The organism is Couchioplanes caeruleus (assembly GCF_023499255.1).
In the GTDB taxonomy this organism is placed as follows: domain Bacteria; phylum Actinomycetota; class Actinomycetes; order Mycobacteriales; family Micromonosporaceae; genus Actinoplanes; species Actinoplanes caeruleus_A.
The window spans coordinates 576,907-591,820 of the sequence record NZ_CP092183.1; the positions used below are offsets into that span (position 1 = coordinate 576,907).

General features: G+C 72.0%; 14 protein-coding genes. 8 read left to right on the forward strand and 6 right to left on the reverse strand.

Annotation, left to right across the window (positions count from 1 at the left end; translation table 11 throughout):
• Positions 1-599: 599 nt before the first annotated feature.
• From COUCH_RS02725 to COUCH_RS02740, 4 genes are all read left to right on the forward strand, one after another.
• Entirely contained in the window at positions 600-1,364 is a 765-nt protein-coding gene (locus COUCH_RS02725) for a type III pantothenate kinase (RefSeq protein WP_249610527.1), read from the forward strand.
• Between the two features lie 611 nt (positions 1,365-1,975).
• On the forward strand, positions 1,976-2,329 hold the full coding sequence (locus COUCH_RS02730; protein WP_199510239.1) for a histone-like nucleoid-structuring protein Lsr2: 354 nt from the start codon (positions 1,976-1,978) through the stop codon (positions 2,327-2,329).
• A gap of 385 nt (positions 2,330-2,714) precedes the next feature.
• Positions 2,715-5,237, forward strand: coding sequence for an ATP-dependent Clp protease ATP-binding subunit (locus COUCH_RS02735; protein WP_199510240.1), 2,523 nt, complete (start codon positions 2,715-2,717; stop codon positions 5,235-5,237).
• Between the two features lie 588 nt (positions 5,238-5,825).
• On the forward strand, positions 5,826-6,287 hold the full coding sequence (locus COUCH_RS02740) for an HIT family protein (RefSeq protein WP_249610528.1): 462 nt from the start codon (positions 5,826-5,828) through the stop codon (positions 6,285-6,287).
• Here COUCH_RS02740 and COUCH_RS02745 read toward each other — a convergent pair.
• Together COUCH_RS02745 and COUCH_RS02750 are read right to left on the reverse strand one after the other, a co-directional pair.
• The gene (locus COUCH_RS02745) at positions 6,262-6,423 is read right to left on the reverse strand and encodes a hypothetical protein (RefSeq protein WP_249610529.1); all 162 of its coding nucleotides are present in this window, start codon (positions 6,421-6,423) and stop codon (positions 6,262-6,264) included. The genes COUCH_RS02740 and COUCH_RS02745 overlap by 26 nt on opposite strands.
• An 89-nt stretch (positions 6,424-6,512) precedes the next feature.
• Positions 6,513-7,415 carry an A/G-specific adenine glycosylase gene (locus COUCH_RS02750; RefSeq protein WP_249610530.1) on the reverse strand — a complete coding sequence of 301 codons (903 nt, stop codon included), beginning with the start codon at positions 7,413-7,415 and terminating at the stop codon, positions 6,513-6,515.
• 25 nt (positions 7,416-7,440) lie between these two features.
• On the opposite strand from COUCH_RS02750, the gene COUCH_RS02755 reads away from it, so the two are divergent.
• The 3 genes from COUCH_RS02755 (at position 7,441) to COUCH_RS02765 (ending at position 9,332) form a co-directional block, all read left to right on the forward strand.
• Positions 7,441-7,944 carry a glycine cleavage system protein R gene (locus COUCH_RS02755; protein WP_249610531.1) on the forward strand — a complete coding sequence of 168 codons (504 nt, stop codon included), beginning with the start codon at positions 7,441-7,443 and terminating at the stop codon, positions 7,942-7,944.
• The gene (locus tag COUCH_RS02760; protein ID WP_249610532.1) at positions 7,941-8,492 is read left to right on the forward strand and encodes a peptide deformylase; all 552 of its coding nucleotides are present in this window, start codon (positions 7,941-7,943) and stop codon (positions 8,490-8,492) included. Before COUCH_RS02755 ends, COUCH_RS02760 begins: the two co-directional genes overlap by 4 nt.
• Positions 8,493-8,573: 81 nt before the next feature.
• A complete protein-coding gene (locus COUCH_RS02765; protein ID WP_249610533.1) occupies positions 8,574-9,332 on the forward strand; it encodes an adhesin in 759 nt (252 codons plus the stop codon).
• Positions 9,333-9,698: 366 nt separating this feature from the next.
• On the opposite strand, the gene disA is transcribed toward COUCH_RS02765, so the two are convergent.
• From disA to COUCH_RS02785, 4 genes are all read right to left on the reverse strand, one after another.
• Entirely contained in the window at positions 9,699-10,883 is a 1,185-nt protein-coding gene (disA, locus tag COUCH_RS02770; RefSeq protein WP_430640873.1) for a DNA integrity scanning diadenylate cyclase DisA, read from the reverse strand.
• A gap of 106 nt (positions 10,884-10,989) precedes the next feature.
• The gene (radA, locus tag COUCH_RS02775; RefSeq protein WP_249610534.1) at positions 10,990-12,399 is read right to left on the reverse strand and encodes a DNA repair protein RadA; all 1,410 of its coding nucleotides are present in this window, start codon (positions 12,397-12,399) and stop codon (positions 10,990-10,992) included.
• Positions 12,400-12,439: 40 nt separating this feature from the next.
• Positions 12,440-13,207 (reverse strand): hypothetical protein, encoded by a 768-nt coding sequence (locus COUCH_RS02780; RefSeq protein WP_249610535.1) that lies wholly within the window; start codon positions 13,205-13,207, stop codon positions 12,440-12,442.
• A gap of 105 nt (positions 13,208-13,312) precedes the next feature.
• Positions 13,313-14,149 (reverse strand): UbiA family prenyltransferase, encoded by an 837-nt coding sequence (locus COUCH_RS02785; protein ID WP_249610536.1) that lies wholly within the window; start codon positions 14,147-14,149, stop codon positions 13,313-13,315.
• A gap of 46 nt (positions 14,150-14,195) precedes the next feature.
• Between COUCH_RS02785 and COUCH_RS02790 the strand changes: the two genes are divergently transcribed.
• Positions 14,196-14,912, forward strand: a complete 717-nt coding sequence (locus COUCH_RS02790) for a methyltransferase domain-containing protein (protein ID WP_249610537.1) — start codon at positions 14,196-14,198, stop codon at positions 14,910-14,912.
• The last annotated feature ends 2 nt before the right edge of the window (positions 14,913-14,914 follow it).

Below are 14,914 nucleotides of genomic sequence, written 5' to 3' on the forward strand. Positions count from 1 at the left end.
GCCGCGGCCCAGGCAGCCGCGTCCGTCGCCGTCCTCGCCCGCCCTACCGCCCGTCCTTGGCCGGGCCGGGCCGTCCTGGGCCGGGCCGTCCTCGGACGGGTCGTCGTGGGCGGGTGCCGTCCTCGCCCGGGCGTCCTGGGCGGATGCTGTCCTCGGCCGGGTCGTCCTGTGCGGCGTGCCGGCTCGCGACGGTGCTTCGCGGGCCGGGGACGCCGCCGACCTGGCCGGCGGCGTCATCGCGCTACGCGCGGCCGGGCGCGCCGGCGCGTGCCCACCGGGCTGGGCCCGCGTTGGGTGTCCGCCCCGGGCTGGGCCGCGTTGGGCGTCCGCCCAGGCCTGGGCCCGCGTTGGGCCTCCGCCCGGACTGGGCTTCGTGGGGCGTCCGCCGTGGGCTGGGTTGCGTTACGCCTTCACCGAGTCGAGCTGCGTCGTGCGACTCCGTCCGGGTGGGTTGCGTCGCGTGCCTCTGCCCGGGATGGGCTGCACGGTGCGGCCTTTTCCCGCCGGCGGGGCCCCAGCGCTCGCCTCTGTGCCGGTCGGCGGCGGTGTTGCGGTTGCTGACGCCAACGGCCGTACCCTCGGCGGTTAAGGTTTTGATCGTGCTTCTGTGCATCGACATCGGCAATACGAACACCGTTCTGGCGACCTTCGACGGCGACAAGATCGTGCACAGCTGGCGGATCAAGACCGATGCCCGGTCGACCGCCGACGAGCTGGGCCTGATGTTCCGTGGCCTGCTCGCGGGTGACGCCGTCGAGATCACCGGGGTGGCCGCGTGCTCCACAGTGCCGGCCGCGCTGCGCTCGCTGCGCACGATGCTGGCGCGCTACTACGGGGATCTGCCCAACGTCATCGTGGAACCGGGCGTGAAGACCGGGGTGCAGCTCGCGATCGACAATCCGAAGGAGGTCGGCGCCGACCGCGTGGTGAACACGCTGGCCGCGCACGCCCTGTACGGCGGCCCGTCGATCGTCGTGGACTTCGGGACGACCACCAACTTCGACGTGATCAGCGCCCGGGGTGAATTCCTCGGCGGGGCGTTCGCGCCCGGAATCGAGATCTCGTTCGACGCGCTCGCCGCCCGGGCCGCGCAGTTGCGCAAGGTGGAACCGGCCAAGCCGCGCTCGGTCATCGGCAAGAACACGGTCGAATGCCTGCAGTCCGGTCTCTATTACGGCGTCGCCGGTCAGGTCGACCGCATCGTCGAGCTGATGGCCGCCGAGCTGGGTTCCCCCGTCCGGTCGGTCATCGCGACCGGCGGTCTCGCCTGGCTGGTCAAGGATGAATGCCACACCATCACCGCGCACGAGCCGATGATCACGCTGATCGGGCTCCGCATGGTGTATGAGCGGAATGTGGCTTGATGCCCGACTGGCGCGGTGCGGTCTCGCGTACCGTTGTTCCGTAATTGGGAATGCCCGGACGGCGGCGGCGCGCCTGTCGTTTGTGACGCACAGCGACGCGCTCGATATAGATCTCTATCGGCGTATCTCCACCCGGTGTTATTTCGACCGGGCGGCCCAACCGCGTCCGGCGCCGGTGTTTTGCGCCGGCGCCGGGACCGATTTCCTACCCTCGCAGCAACCGCCGGATCACTCCAGGTCACCTGGTTCGATGGGCGTCGAGAGGGCCGCCGGGCGGAAGTGACAATCCGTCACCGGCTTTCGTTCGGGGCGGCCGTGGGCCGGCGAAAAGCTGGACCTTTCCGGGCGCCGGCGGCCGTGGCCGGTGCGAAACCTGGCCGGTCGGGCCGTCGTTTCCCCGGCCGGCCCAACGAATCCGGCCACGCCGCGGGCCTTTTGGAATCGCTCGGCGATGTCCGGTGTTCGCCCGGCGGGGCATTCGCGAAACGGCGCGGTTGTCCTTCGGGGCGCGGATATCGGGCCCGCATTGACGCAACGCGCGGGCATAGCGTTATTGTTCTCGGCAGAGGATTGCCTGACGAGAGAACCTGTGTTCGGGAGGATAACGGCCCGTGGCCAAGCAGATCATTCACAAGCTGGTCGACGACCTCGACGGCGGTGACGCCGACGAGACCGTCAAGTTCGCCCTCGACGGCATTCAGTATGAGATCGACCTGTCCGACAAGAACGCGGCGAAATTGCGCGACGTCTTCGCGCCGTACGTCGCCGCCGGGTCGAAGGTCGCCCGCGGCGGGGTGGTCGTGGGAGGCCGGGCGGCCCGCGGACGCGGCGGTGCCACCGCCGACCGCGAGCAGAACAAGGCCATCCGCGAGTGGGCGAAGAAGAACGGCAAGGAGATCTCCGACCGGGGCCGCATCCCGCAGGAGATCGTCGACGAGTTCCACGCCAAGGGTCCCGGCCGCTGAGCCGCACCCACCGCTCTCCACAGGGTCCGCTGCGCTCCGGCGCGGCGGACCCTGCTGCTTTCCGCTCGTCCTGCGCTCGGCTTGCGTAAGTTATCCACAGCGGTGGACGACGTTGTCCACAGGCTGTGGACGGCGTCGGGCAGGCCGGTGACGGTGCCGACGATTTCGCTGTGCGCGTACTCCCCAGGGGTGGGGAACAGCCCCTGAGCGTGCGAAGTTGGGGAAATCATCGGCGCAGGACCTCCCGAGAGGGCTCGAGGGCCCAGCAGAGTCCTCCGGCGGCGATAGAGTTACAGCACGGGTATCACCGATGCCCGTGCGCTGGCCCCGCCAGCTGTTGAGACAGGCTCAGCATTGGCGCACGGCACGTGAGGAGCACGAGGGCATGTTCGAGCGGTTCACCGACCGAGCGCGACGGGTTGTCGTCCTGGCCCAAGAAGAGGCCCGGATGCTCAACCACAACTACATCGGGACAGAGCACATCCTGCTCGGCCTGATCCACGAGGGCGAAGGTGTTGCCGCGAAGGCTCTGGAGAGCCTCGGCATCTCCCTCGAGGGGGTCCGGCAGCAGGTTGAGGAGATCATCGGCCAGGGCCAGCAGGCGCCTAGCGGGCACATCCCGTTCACGCCGCGGGCCAAGAAGGTGCTGGAGCTCTCGCTGCGCGAGGCCCTGCAGCTGGGCCACAACTACATCGGCACGGAGCACATCCTGCTCGGGCTGATCCGCGAGGGCGAGGGCGTCGCCGCCCAGGTGCTGGTCAAGCTCGGCGCCGACCTCAACCGGGTCCGCCAGCAGGTCATCCAGTTGCTCTCGGGCTACCAGGGCAAGGAGCCGGCCGCGGCCGGTGCCGCGGCGGGCGAGGCCGCCCCGTCGACGTCGCTGGTGCTCGACCAGTTCGGCCGCAACCTGACCCAGGCCGCCCGCGAGGGCAAGCTCGACCCGGTCATCGGCCGGGAGAAGGAAATCGAGCGGGTCATGCAGGTGCTCTCCCGCCGTACCAAGAACAACCCGGTGCTGATCGGCGAGCCGGGCGTCGGCAAGACCGCCGTCGTCGAGGGCCTGTCGCAGTCCATCGTCAAGGGCGAGGTGCCCGAGACGCTCAAGGACAAGCAGCTCTACACCCTCGACCTGGGCGCGCTGGTCGCCGGTTCCCGCTACCGCGGTGACTTCGAGGAGCGCCTCAAGAAGGTGCTCAAGGAGATCCGTACGCGCGGCGACATCATCCTGTTCATCGACGAGATCCACACCCTGGTCGGTGCGGGTGCCGCCGAGGGCGCGATCGACGCCGCCTCCATCCTCAAGCCCATGCTGGCTCGTGGCGAGCTGCAGACCATCGGCGCCACGACCCTGGACGAATACCGCAAGCACCTCGAGAAGGACGCCGCCCTCGAGCGCCGCTTCCAGCCGATCCAGGTGGGTGAGCCGTCGCTGGCGCACACCATCGAGATCCTCAAGGGCCTGCGCGACCGCTACGAGGCCCACCACCGGATCAGCATCACCGACGCCGCGCTCGTGGCGGCGGCGACGCTGGCCGACCGGTACATCTCCGACCGGTTCCTGCCGGACAAGGCGATCGACCTGATCGACGAGGCCGGCGCCCGGATGCGCATCCGCCGGATGACCGCGCCGCCGGACCTGCGTGACTTCGACGAGCGCATCGCCCAGGTGCGCCGCGACAAGGAGTCCGCGATCGACGCGCAGGACTTCGAGCGGGCCGCGCAGCTGCGCGACAAGGAGAAGCAGCTGCTGGGCCAGAAGGCGCAGCGGGAGAAGGAGTGGAAGGCCGGCGACCTCGACGTCGTGTCCGAGGTCGACGACGAGCAGATCGCCGAGGTCCTCGGCAACTGGACCGGCATCCCGGTCTACAAGCTGACCGAGGAGGAGACCTCCCGCCTGCTGCGCATGGAGGACGAGCTGCACAAGCGCGTCATCGGCCAGGAGGACGCGGTCAAGGCCGTCTCCAAGGCCATCCGGCGTACGCGGGCCGGCCTCAAGGACCCGAAGCGCCCCTCGGGCTCGTTCATCTTCGCCGGCCCCTCGGGTGTCGGTAAGACCGAGCTCTCCAAGGCGCTGGCGGAGTTCCTGTTCGGCTCCGAGGACGCGCTGATCCAGCTCGACATGTCGGAGTTCCACGACCGGTACACGGTGTCCCGCCTCGTCGGTGCGCCCCCCGGATACGTCGGCTACGACGAGGGCGGCCAGCTGACCGAGAAGGTGCGCCGCAAGCCGTTCTCGGTGGTCCTGTTCGACGAGATCGAGAAGGCCCACCCGGACGTCTTCAACACGCTCCTGCAGATCCTCGAGGACGGCCGCCTGACCGACGGTCAGGGCCGCATCGTGGACTTCAAGAACACGGTCATCATCCTGACCACGAACCTGGGTACCCGGGACGTGGCCAAGGCGGTGTCGCTGGGCTTCCAGGCCTCCGAGGCCGAGGAGTCCAACTACGAGCGGATGAAGGTCAAGGTCAACGACGAGCTGAAGCAGCACTTCCGCCCGGAGTTCCTCAACCGCATCGACGACACGATCGTCTTCCACCAGCTCCGCCAGAACGAGATCCTCGAGATCGTCGACATCTTCACCGCGCGGATCGAAGGCCAGCTCAAGAACAAGGACATGGGTCTCGAGCTGACCGACAACGCGAAGAAGTACCTGGCGAAGAAGGGCTTCGACCCCGTCCTGGGCGCCCGGCCGCTGCGCCGGACGATCCAGCGGGACCTGGAAGACTCGCTGTCCGAGCAGATCCTCTTCAACGAACTGCGCCCCGGCCAGATCGTCGTCGTGGACTGCGAGGGCGACCCGGAGAACATCGACAAGTCCAAGCTGGTCTTCAAGGGCGCCGACCGGGGCTCCGTGGTCCCCGACGCGGTGCCGGCGGACCTCGGCGCGGCCGCGGCCGACGAGTGACCTCCGCCTGACCGGCAGGAACGGGTGAACGGCCCGGCGCTTCGGCGCCGGGCCGTTTCGCGTCCCGGTCCTTTCGGCGTCTGGCGGCCGACCGGCCGGGGCGATCCGAGGAGTCGGGGTGCTGTGGCGTGGCGAGACGGGCGCTCGGTGGACGGCTGGCTGGCTGGGGACTCTGGCCAGGCGGGACCTGCCCTCGGGGTCTGGCCGGTTCGGCGGTCGGTCGGGACCGGTTCGTCTGAGTGGGTGGCGCACCGGTCCGTGCGGGGACCGGTTCCTTTGAGTGGCCCGTGCCGGACAAGTTCCCGCTGACCGTCGGCGGCGCACGGCACCCGGTCGCCCGCGGCATCAGCGGGTCGGCGGCGACCGCTGGCCGAGGGGATGCGGGGGTCGCTCGGCCGCGGCCCGCGTTGGCCGGCGCGCCCACCCGCGGCCTGGGGAAAACCCGGCCGACCGGCGACCGGCGCGTCCACCCGCGGCCTGGGGAAAACCCGGCCGACCGGCGACCGGCGCGTCCACCCGCGGCCTGAGGAAAACCCGGCCGACCGGCGACAGCCGCGGGGTTGCCGGCGCCCGGTACGGATGGACGACATGACCGACTGGCGTGACGACCGCATCGGCTCCGCGCACCGGGGCCGGAACCCGACCGTGCTAGGCCGGCTCCCCGAGAGCTTCGCCGTGATCGGGGACGTCCAGTGGCTCCCCGGGTACTGCGTCCTGCTGACCGACGACCCGGCAGTGTCGCGGCTCAGTGACCTGCCGCGCGCACGGCGTCTGGCGTACTTGGAGAGCATGGACCGTCTCGGCGCCGCCGTGGAGCGCGCCTGCGCGGAGCTCGACCCGGGGTTCCGCCGGATCAACCTGGAGATCCTCGGCAACGCCGACCCGTACCTGCACGCGCATGTCTGGCCCCGGTACGACTGGGAGCCGCCGGAGCTGCGGCGGCGGCCGGTCTGGCTGTACCCGAGGGAGCGGTGGCGGGATCCGGCTCATGCGCTCGGGGCGGCGCACGACGAGATCCGGGCTGCTATAACCCGCCACCTGGGATTCTGACCGCTGTCCAGCCACCCCGCGGCAGGTCGAGGTCCACGGCGTCGACGGCGCGTACGGCCGCCGCCCCCTTGCCGTACACCTTGGTGACACCGCGCAGGGAGACGGCGGTGGCGGTCGCAGCAGTCGTCGTGGTCACGTCACGACGCTATGGCCGCGTACGCGTGAAGTCGTTGCGGCGAACCCTCAGCCCGGGGAGGGCTGTCCCCCTAACCCGGCAGGACCGGCTTACGGCAGGGCCGGGTAGCGGGGCGGGTGGTCGCCGGCGAGCACGAACCGGTCCGCGTCGAAGTCCAGCGGCTCGACCAGACCGTCCGTGACCAGCCCCGCGAGCGCACGGGCCCGCTGCACGTCGTCCGCCCACACCGTGTCGAGGCGTTGCCGCGGCACCGGCCCGGTGGCGTGCCGGAGAACCTCCAGGAGCAGGCCGCGGACGTGACGGTCGGTGCCCGCGTACTTCTGGGGGCGGCGCGTGGGCCCGGTCGGCGCCGGCGCCCCGCTGCGCCGCCACGCGCACACGCTCTCCAGCGGGCACTGCGGGCAGCGCGGGGACCGTGCCGTGCAGACGATCGCGCCGAGCTCCATGAACGCGATGCTGGCCTTCGCCGCGCGGGCCGGCTCTTCGGGCAGCAGCTCGGCCGTGGCGGTGAGGTCGGCCGCGGTGGTGGTGGGCCCGGCGTCCGGATCGCCGGCCACCGCGCGGGCCACGACCCGGCGGACGTTCGTGTCCACGACGGGGTGCCGCTGGCCGTACGCGAACGTCGCCACCGCCCGTGCCGTGTACGTCCCCACGCCCGGCAGCGCCAGCAGCTGGTCGAGGTCGTCGGGCACCCGCCCGCCGTGCCGCTCCACGATCGCCACCGCACACGCGTGCAGCCGCATCGCCCGGCGGGGATAGCCGAGCCGGCCCCACATCCGGATGGCCTCGGACGGGGGATCCTGCGCCAGGTCCGCGGGGGTGGGCCAGCGGGTCATCCACGCGTGCCAGGCCGGCTCCACGCGTACGACCGGGGTCTGCTGCAGCATCACCTCGCTGACCAGCACGGCCCACGGGGTGGTCCCGGGCACCCGCCAGGGCAGGTCGCGGGCGTTGTCGTCGTACCACTGAATGGCTGAGTCGGCGAGCGTCATAACCGGGCAAGCTTAAGATGCCGGGGTGAACGAGCTCGCCATCACCGTCATCGGCCCGGACCGGACCGGCATCATCGCGGACGTCTCGGCGGCCCTCGCCGGGGTCGGCGCCAACCTTTCGGACTCGACGATGACCCGGCTGCGCGGGCACTTCGCGATGACCCTGATCTGCACCGGCCCGACCGCCGGGGACGTCGAGAAGGCCCTCGAGCCGCTCAGCGACCTGCTCGCCACGGTGCGCGCGGTCCAACCGGAGGCGGACGGCGCCGCGCGTGGGGAGCCGTACCTGGTGAGCGTGCACGGCGCGGACCGGCTCGGTATCGTCGCCGCGGTCACCCGGGTGGTCGCGGCGGCCGGCGGCAACATCACCGACCTCACCACCCGGCTCACCGGCCCGCTGTACGTCCTCGTCGCCGAGGTGGACCTGCCGCCGGGCACGGCCGACGACCTCGCCGTACGCCTCGCCGAGGCGGCCGACGAGCTGGGCGTCGAGGTCACCCTGCGCCGCGCCGAATCGGACGTGCTGTGAGCGACGCGCTGGCCGACTGGAAACCCGACGTCCTGGGCGTCGAGGGCCGGGTGCTGCCGGTGGTGACCGCGCCGGCGGCGGTGCTGAGCCGCGAGGGCGCGGAGGTCGACCCGGCGGACCCCGAGATCGTGCAGCTCGCCGCCGACCTGGTCGCCACGATGCGGGTGTCGCCCGGCTGCGTGGGGCTCGCCGCACCGCAGGTGGGCGTGAGCGCGCAGGTCTTCGTCGTGGACGTCACCCAGCACCCGAAGACCGCCACGTCACACGGCACGTTTGTGCTCTGCAACGCCCGGGTGGTGGAGGCCAGCCGGTGGCGGCCCGGCCGGGAGGGCTGCATGTCCGTTCCGGACCTGACGGGAGACGTGAAACGCGCCGGCCGCGTCGTGGTCGAGGGTGCGCTCCCGGGTACGGGCGAAGCCGTGCGCCTGACCACCGACGCCTTCGAGGCGCGCGCCCTGCAACACGAGATCGACCACTGCGCGGGGAAACTTTTTCTCGACCGGGTCGCCGGCGCGCACGCCGTGTACCAGCGCAAGGTCTATCTCTAACGATCAGTAAACGAGCCGGTGTCGCATAACCGGCGCGTCGCGCCCACTTCCGTGCAGTTACGGCGATACGGTGCTCCCACTATGCGTACGACGGTCGGTCCCCTTCCCTCCGCCGTGTACTGGCGGCGTCGCGCAGTGGTGCTCGGTGCCCTCCTGCTCGGCGTCATCGTGCTGTTCGTTTCCTGCTCCGGCGGCGGCGACGACAAGAAGCGGGGTACGGGTGCGTCCACCCCGGCCCCCGTGTCCGCGCCGGCGAGCTCCACCCCGGAGGACGAGCCGTCCTTCGTCGACCCGGCCCCGGGCGCGGGCAACCCGTCCCTGCCCGACCCGGAGGACCTGCAGTCCGACGGCGTACCGGCGGGCACCGACGTCGAGGACGACCCGGACGGCACCAACGGGGGCACCAACGGGGGTACGAACACCAACGTGAACGTGCCGGCCGACGGCTCCTGCACGGACGCCGAGATTTCCGTCACCCCCATCCCGGCCGGCACCACGGTCCGCCGCGGCGTCCCGCTCGAGATCCGCCTGAAGATCAAGAACGTGTCGGCCCGTACGTGCTCCCGCGACGTGGGCGCCGACCTGCAGGAGCTCTACATCGAGACGGGCGCCCAGAAGATCTGGTCGTCGGACACCTGCAGCAACGCCAAGGGCTCGGACGTCCGCCCGTTCACCCCGAACGGCGAACGCGAGTACAAGGTCACCTGGAACGGCCGCCAGTCCAACCGCTGCTCGGCCGGCCTGGCCGCGGGCACGGCACCGCCGGCGGGCCAGTACCAGATCCGGGCCCGGCTCGGCGCCAAGGTGAGCGACCCGGTTGCCATCACCGTCATCCCCTGACCGGCGACCGCCAACGCAATCCCACGGGCCGCGCGACGTTGTTGGTCGCGCCGACCCCACCGGCGGCGTGACGTCGCTGGTCGCGCCGATCCCACTGGCCGCGTGACGTTGTTGGTCACGCCGATCCCACCGGCCGCATGACGTCGCTGGTCGCACACGTCCTGTCGCCCGAGAGGTGCCGCTGGTGGCGCATATCCCGTCGGCCGTGCGACGTCGCTGGTCGCGCACCGTCGCCGGTTGCAGAATGCAGCCGGCCGCGTGTTTACGCAGGCCGCGGCCGATCGCTGCCCGCAGGTCCGAGCTATAGCGAGCCGCGGCGGCACTCCGCCGGCCGACCCTGGCGGCACTCCGCCGGGCCGCCGCCGGTCAGACGTAGCGTTCCAGGATGGAGGCCTCGGCCAGCCGGGACAGCCCCTCCCGGACCCCGCGCGCCCGGGCGTCGCCCACGCCGTCGACCGCCTGGAGGTCTTCGACCGTCGCGCCGAGGAGGCGTTGCAGGCTGCCGAAGTGGTCGACCAGGCGTTCCACGATCTGGGCCGGGAGGCGGGGGACCTTGGCGAGCAGGCGGAAGCCGCGGGGGCTCACCGCCGCGTCGAGGGCGTCCGAGGCGCCGCCGTAGCCGATGGCCTTGGCGACCGCGACCAGGTCGATCATCTCGGTCGCGGTGAGCAGGTCCAGCTCGACCAGGGCCTCGTCGAGGGTGCGCGCCTTGCGGCCGGTCGGCAGGTAGTCGCGGATCACCAGCGTGCGGTCGGCGTCGACGCCGGCCATGAGCTCGTCGAGTTGCAGGGCGAGCAGCCGGCCGTCGGTGCCCAGCTCGACCACGTAGCCGGAGATCTCATCGGCGATGCGGCGGACCATCTCAAGGCGCTGTACCACGGCGACGGCGTCACGGACCGTGACGAGGTCTTCGATCTCCAGCGCTGACAGGGTGCCGGAGACCTCGTCGAGGCGCAGCTTGTAGCGCTCGAGGGTGGCGAGGGCCTGGTTGGCGCGGGACAGGATGGCCGCGGAGTCGTCGAGGACGTGGCGCTGGCCGTTCACGTACAGGCCGATGATGCGCATGGACTGGCTCACCGAGATGACCGGGAAGCCGGACTGCTTGGCGACGCGCTCCGCGGTGCGGTGCCGGGTGCCCGACTCCTCCGACGGGATGCCCGGGTCGGGCATGAGGTGGACGGCCGCGCGCACGATGCGGGTGCCGTCGCTGGAGAGCACGACCGCGCCGTCCATCTTGCACAGCTCGCGCAGGCGGGTCGCGGAGAACTCGACGTCGAGCGGGAAGCCGCCGGTGCAGATGCGTTCCACCACGTCGTCGTGGCCGAGGACGATCAGCGCGCCGGTGCGTCCGCGCAGGATCCGCTCGAGGCCGTCGCGCAGCGCGGTGCCGGGGGCCATGAGGGCGAGGTTGGCGCGCAGCGGGTCGCCGCTGACCCCGCCGCCGGTCAGGCCGGGCGTCGTGGGTGTCATCGGGCGGGCCGCCGATCCATTGATGCCGGGGGCAGCACCGTGGGCCTGACGGTTGGCGGAGGCATCGCGGTCGAGCGGCACCTGTACATTCTACGGACTGTCATCCAGGTCAACGAGCCGCGGTGCAGCGGATGCTCCGCAGCGTGATCGTCGATCACGCTGTGTGCGCGGTGGGCGCGGGTGGTGGTCATTCGGCCGACGCCCGGGCGGCCCACTGCACCGCCGACTGCAGGTCCCCGACCTCGACCACGCGCATCCCCTTGGGGGCGCTGTCGCCCTCGCCCGGTCCGCAGCCGGGCGGCACGAGCGCGAACTTGAATCCCAGCCGGGCCGCCTCCGCGAGCCGCCGGCCGGCCGCACCGACCCGCCGCACCTCGCCGGTGAGCCCGACCTCGCCGATCGCCACCAGGTGCGGGGCCATCGCCAGGTTCAGCGCGCCGGACGCGACGGCCAGGGCCATGGCCAGGTCGGCAGAGGGCTCGGTGACGCGGATGCCACCGACCGTGGCCGCGAAGACCTCGCGATCGTGCAGCTTGATCTTCTCCATCCGGCGCTGGAGGACGGCGAGGACCATCGCCAGACGGGCGCTGTCGAGCCCGGAGACCGTACGCCGCGGCGAGCCCTGCACCTGCGCCCCGATCAGCGCCTGCACCTCGGTGACCATCGCCCGCCGGCCCTCCATGGCGACCGTGACGCACGTGCCGGGGACCGGTTCGTTGTATCGGGTCAGGAACAGCCCGGAGGGGTCGGCGAGGCTGACGATGCCGGTCTCGTGCATCTCGAAGCACCCCACCTCGTCGGCGGCGCCGTAGCGGTTCTTCACCCCGCGCACGAGCCGCAACGACGAGTGCTTGTCGCCCTCGAAGTGCAGCACCACGTCGACCAGGTGCTCCAGCACCCGCGGGCCCGCGACCGAACCGTCCTTGGTGACGTGGCCGACGAGGACGGTGGCGATGCCGCGTTCCTTGGCGACGCTGACCAGGGCGGCCGTCACCGCGCGCACCTGGGTCACGCCGCCGGGGACGCCCTCGGTGCCCGGGGCGGAGATCGTCTGCACCGAGTCGATGATGAGCAGCCCGGGCTTGACCGCGTCGAGGTGCCCGATGACCGCGCCGAGGTCGCTCTCGGAGGCCAGGTAGAGCCGGTCGTGCAGGGCGCCGAGCCGCTCGGCGCGGAGCCGGACCTGGCTGACCGACTCCTCGCCGCTGACCACGAGCGACGGCGTGCCCGCGCCGGCCGCCCACTGCTGGGCCACGTCGAGCAGCAGGGTGGATTTGCCGACACCGGGCTCACCGGCCAGCAGCACCACCGCACCGGGCACCAGGCCGCCGCCCAGGACCCGGTCGAGCTCGCTGACACCGCTGGGCACGGCCCGGGCCGGCGCCGCGCTGATCGTCGCGATGGGACGGGCGGGCTCGGACGGCAGCCGGGAGCTGACCACGCGGCCGGAGACCACCGGGCCGCTCACGGTGGACTCGACGATCGAGCCCCACTCGTTGCACTCCGGACAGCGCCCCAGCCACTTGGGCGGCTGGTGGCCGCAGGCGTCGCACTGGTAGGCGGGGCGGGGTTCCGCCCGGGTCCGCGATGTCGTCACCCCGCAACGCTAGCCGGGCGGTATGACAAACCCGCGTCTCCTACTTGTGCTCGCCGCCCATGTTCTCGTTCGGGTTGCCCGGTGCGCGCGACGCCGGGGACTGCGGGACGCTGACCGGGGCCTGCACGGTGAGCGGCGCGGCGTTGTTGCTGAACTCGAAGACGAGGTTGAGCGAGCTGCCCGGCACGAGCTTTCCGGTGAGGCCGACGGCGACCAGCTGCTCCGCGTCGCCCGGCTGGAAGGTGGCCGAGCCCAGCGGTCCGATCTCGATCCGCGCGGGTCGCACCGACGCGCCCGGCGCGGTGGACGGCGCGGCCGCCGACTCGCCGGGGGAGGGGTTGGTGCTCGGGTCCGGCGTGGGGAGCTGGTCGCTGTTCTGGTTGTCCTCGGTGTCGGACGGGCGGCTGCCGGACGGCTCCGGGATCGCCGAGCCGGGCGCCGAGGGGGTCGCCGAGCCGGCACCGGACAGGCCGATCTGCCGTGCGGACACGACGCCGGGGCTCGTGCTCGGCCCGGCGTACGGCTGGCTGCTGATCAGGACCGTGATCGGCTCCCTGGTCTGGTTGTAGATGCCCAGCTCCAGCGGCGCGTCCTCGCCCGCCGCATACCCCTCGACGCCCGGGTACTGCACCGAGAGGTTGCGGATGAAGACGCTGCGGTCCGCGTTGTCGGCGTTGACGCCCGCGTTGGAGGGCCTCTTGAGGGCTGTCTCAGCGACCTGCCCGGCGCTGCAGGCGGCGAGCGCGATCGCGGCCACCGCGGCGACACCCGTGGCCAGAACGGCGCGGCGGGTTCCCAGCGAGCGCATCACAGTCCTCCAAGTGAATCGAGAATCCTCCGCCGATCAGCCTAGAGGTCCGGGATCCGGCGCGTGCGCCGACCCGGCCATCCAGCGCCTGTCCTGGCCGCCGGCTCAGACGACGCGCCCGCTGAAGACCAGCAATGCGACGTCGATCAGCGCCACGACGATGACGGATCGGAACATGGCCACCTGCCTCGTACCCCGTTTCAGCGCTTTCTTTCCCGCGTACCAGCCGGCGGGAAGGACCACGGCGGCGGCTGCGGCGGCGGCGACACCCGGCCAGGTCGGCGGGCCGGCCGGCCCGAAGACCAGGGTGAGCGTCGCGGCGAGCAGGAGGCCGCCGGCCGCGACCTGGGACCAGGCCGCGCCGAGCCGGTGCGGGAGGCCGACGACGCCGGTCGCGGCGTCGTCGGCGAGATCGGGCAGGACGTTGGCGAAGTGGGCGCCACCGCCGAGCAGCGCACCGGCCGCGACCAGCCACGCCGGCGGCCACGGGTGGCCCGGCAGGGCCAGGACCACGAACGCCGGCATCAGCCCGAACGCCACGAGGTACGGCACGACCGACAGCGGCGTCGATTTGAGTGGCCAGTCGTAGAGCAGGGCGAAGACGCCGACGAGCGTGATGCACAGCGTCGCGGTGGCGCCGAAGGGCAGGCCGAGAAGCGGCACGGCGAGCGAGGCGATCAGACCCGAGATGCCGACCGTACGCCGGGAGACGGCCCCCGACGCGATAGGCTTGTCCGTCCGTCCCGTGGCCCGGTCCCGGTCGGCGTCGAGCCAGTCGTTCACCCAGCCCACCGACAGCTGCGTAGCACCGATCGCGGCCGCCACCCCGGCCACGCCCCGGGCGCTGTGGCCGACCCCGATGGCGAGCAGGGCCATGGCGAGCGTCACGGCCGCGCCGGGTTCCGGATGCGAGGCCTTGAGGAGTGCGACGGGACGGAACATGGAAGCAGTGTGGTGGTTGCGGCCCGCGCGTGCCACGCTCGATCACATGCCGTCGCTCCCGCGCAACGATCCGCGTCAGTACGACGACCTGGCCGGCGAATGGTGGCGTCCGGGCGGCGGGTTCGAAATGCTGCACTGGCTCGCCGAGGCCCGCGCCGCCCTCGTACCGCCGGCGCCCCATCCCGGCGCGGTCCTGGTGGACGCGGGCTGCGGTGGCGGCCTGCTCACCCCGCACGTGGAGTCCCTCGGCTACCGCCACGTCGGCATCGACCTGCGCCGTTCCGGCCTGGAGCAGGCTGCGTCGCGCGGGGTGGCCGCGGTGACCGGCGACGTCGCCGCACTGCCGCTGGCGACCGAGTCCGCGGACGTGGTGGTGGCGGGGGAGATCCTCGAGCACGTACCGGACATGCCGGCCACCGTCGCGGAGCTGTGCCGGGTGCTGCGTCCGGGCGGCCTGCTGGTGCTGGACACCATCAACGCGACCCGGATGGGCCGCTTCGTGTCGATCACACTCGGCGAACGGTTCAGGGCCGCGCCGGCGGGCATCCATGATCCGGAGCTGTTCGTCGATCCCGGTGAGCTGACGGCCCACTGCGCCAAGAACGGCGTACGCCTGCGGGTCCGCGGGGTCCGGCCGGGCGTCCCGGGCCTGATCCGCTGGCTGTTCCTGCCGTCGGGCCCGCGGCCGAGCCGGCTGGGCCGGATGGTGCCGACCCGCTCCACGCAGGTGCTCTACCAGGGCATGGGCCGCAAATCAGGGTGAGG

Bases quoted from the DNA above. Each gene is read 5' to 3' on its own strand.
- COUCH_RS02735 (WP_199510240.1), top strand. From the start codon at position 2,715: ATGTTCGAGCGGTTCACCGACCGAGCGCGACGGGTTGTCGTCCTGGCC.
- COUCH_RS02740 (WP_249610528.1), top strand. From the start codon at position 5,826: ATGACCGACTGGCGTGACGACCGCATCGGCTCCGCGCACCGGGGCCGG.
- COUCH_RS02750 (WP_249610530.1), bottom strand. From the start codon at position 7,415: ATGACGCTCGCCGACTCAGCCATTCAGTGGTACGACGACAACGCCCGC.
- COUCH_RS02765 (WP_249610533.1), top strand. From the start codon at position 8,574: ATGCGTACGACGGTCGGTCCCCTTCCCTCCGCCGTGTACTGGCGGCGT.
- COUCH_RS02780 (WP_249610535.1), bottom strand. From the start codon at position 13,207: ATGCGCTCGCTGGGAACCCGCCGCGCCGTTCTGGCCACGGGTGTCGCC.
- COUCH_RS02785 (WP_249610536.1), bottom strand. From the start codon at position 14,149: ATGTTCCGTCCCGTCGCACTCCTCAAGGCCTCGCATCCGGAACCCGGC.
- COUCH_RS02790 (WP_249610537.1), top strand. From the start codon at position 14,196: ATGCCGTCGCTCCCGCGCAACGATCCGCGTCAGTACGACGACCTGGCC.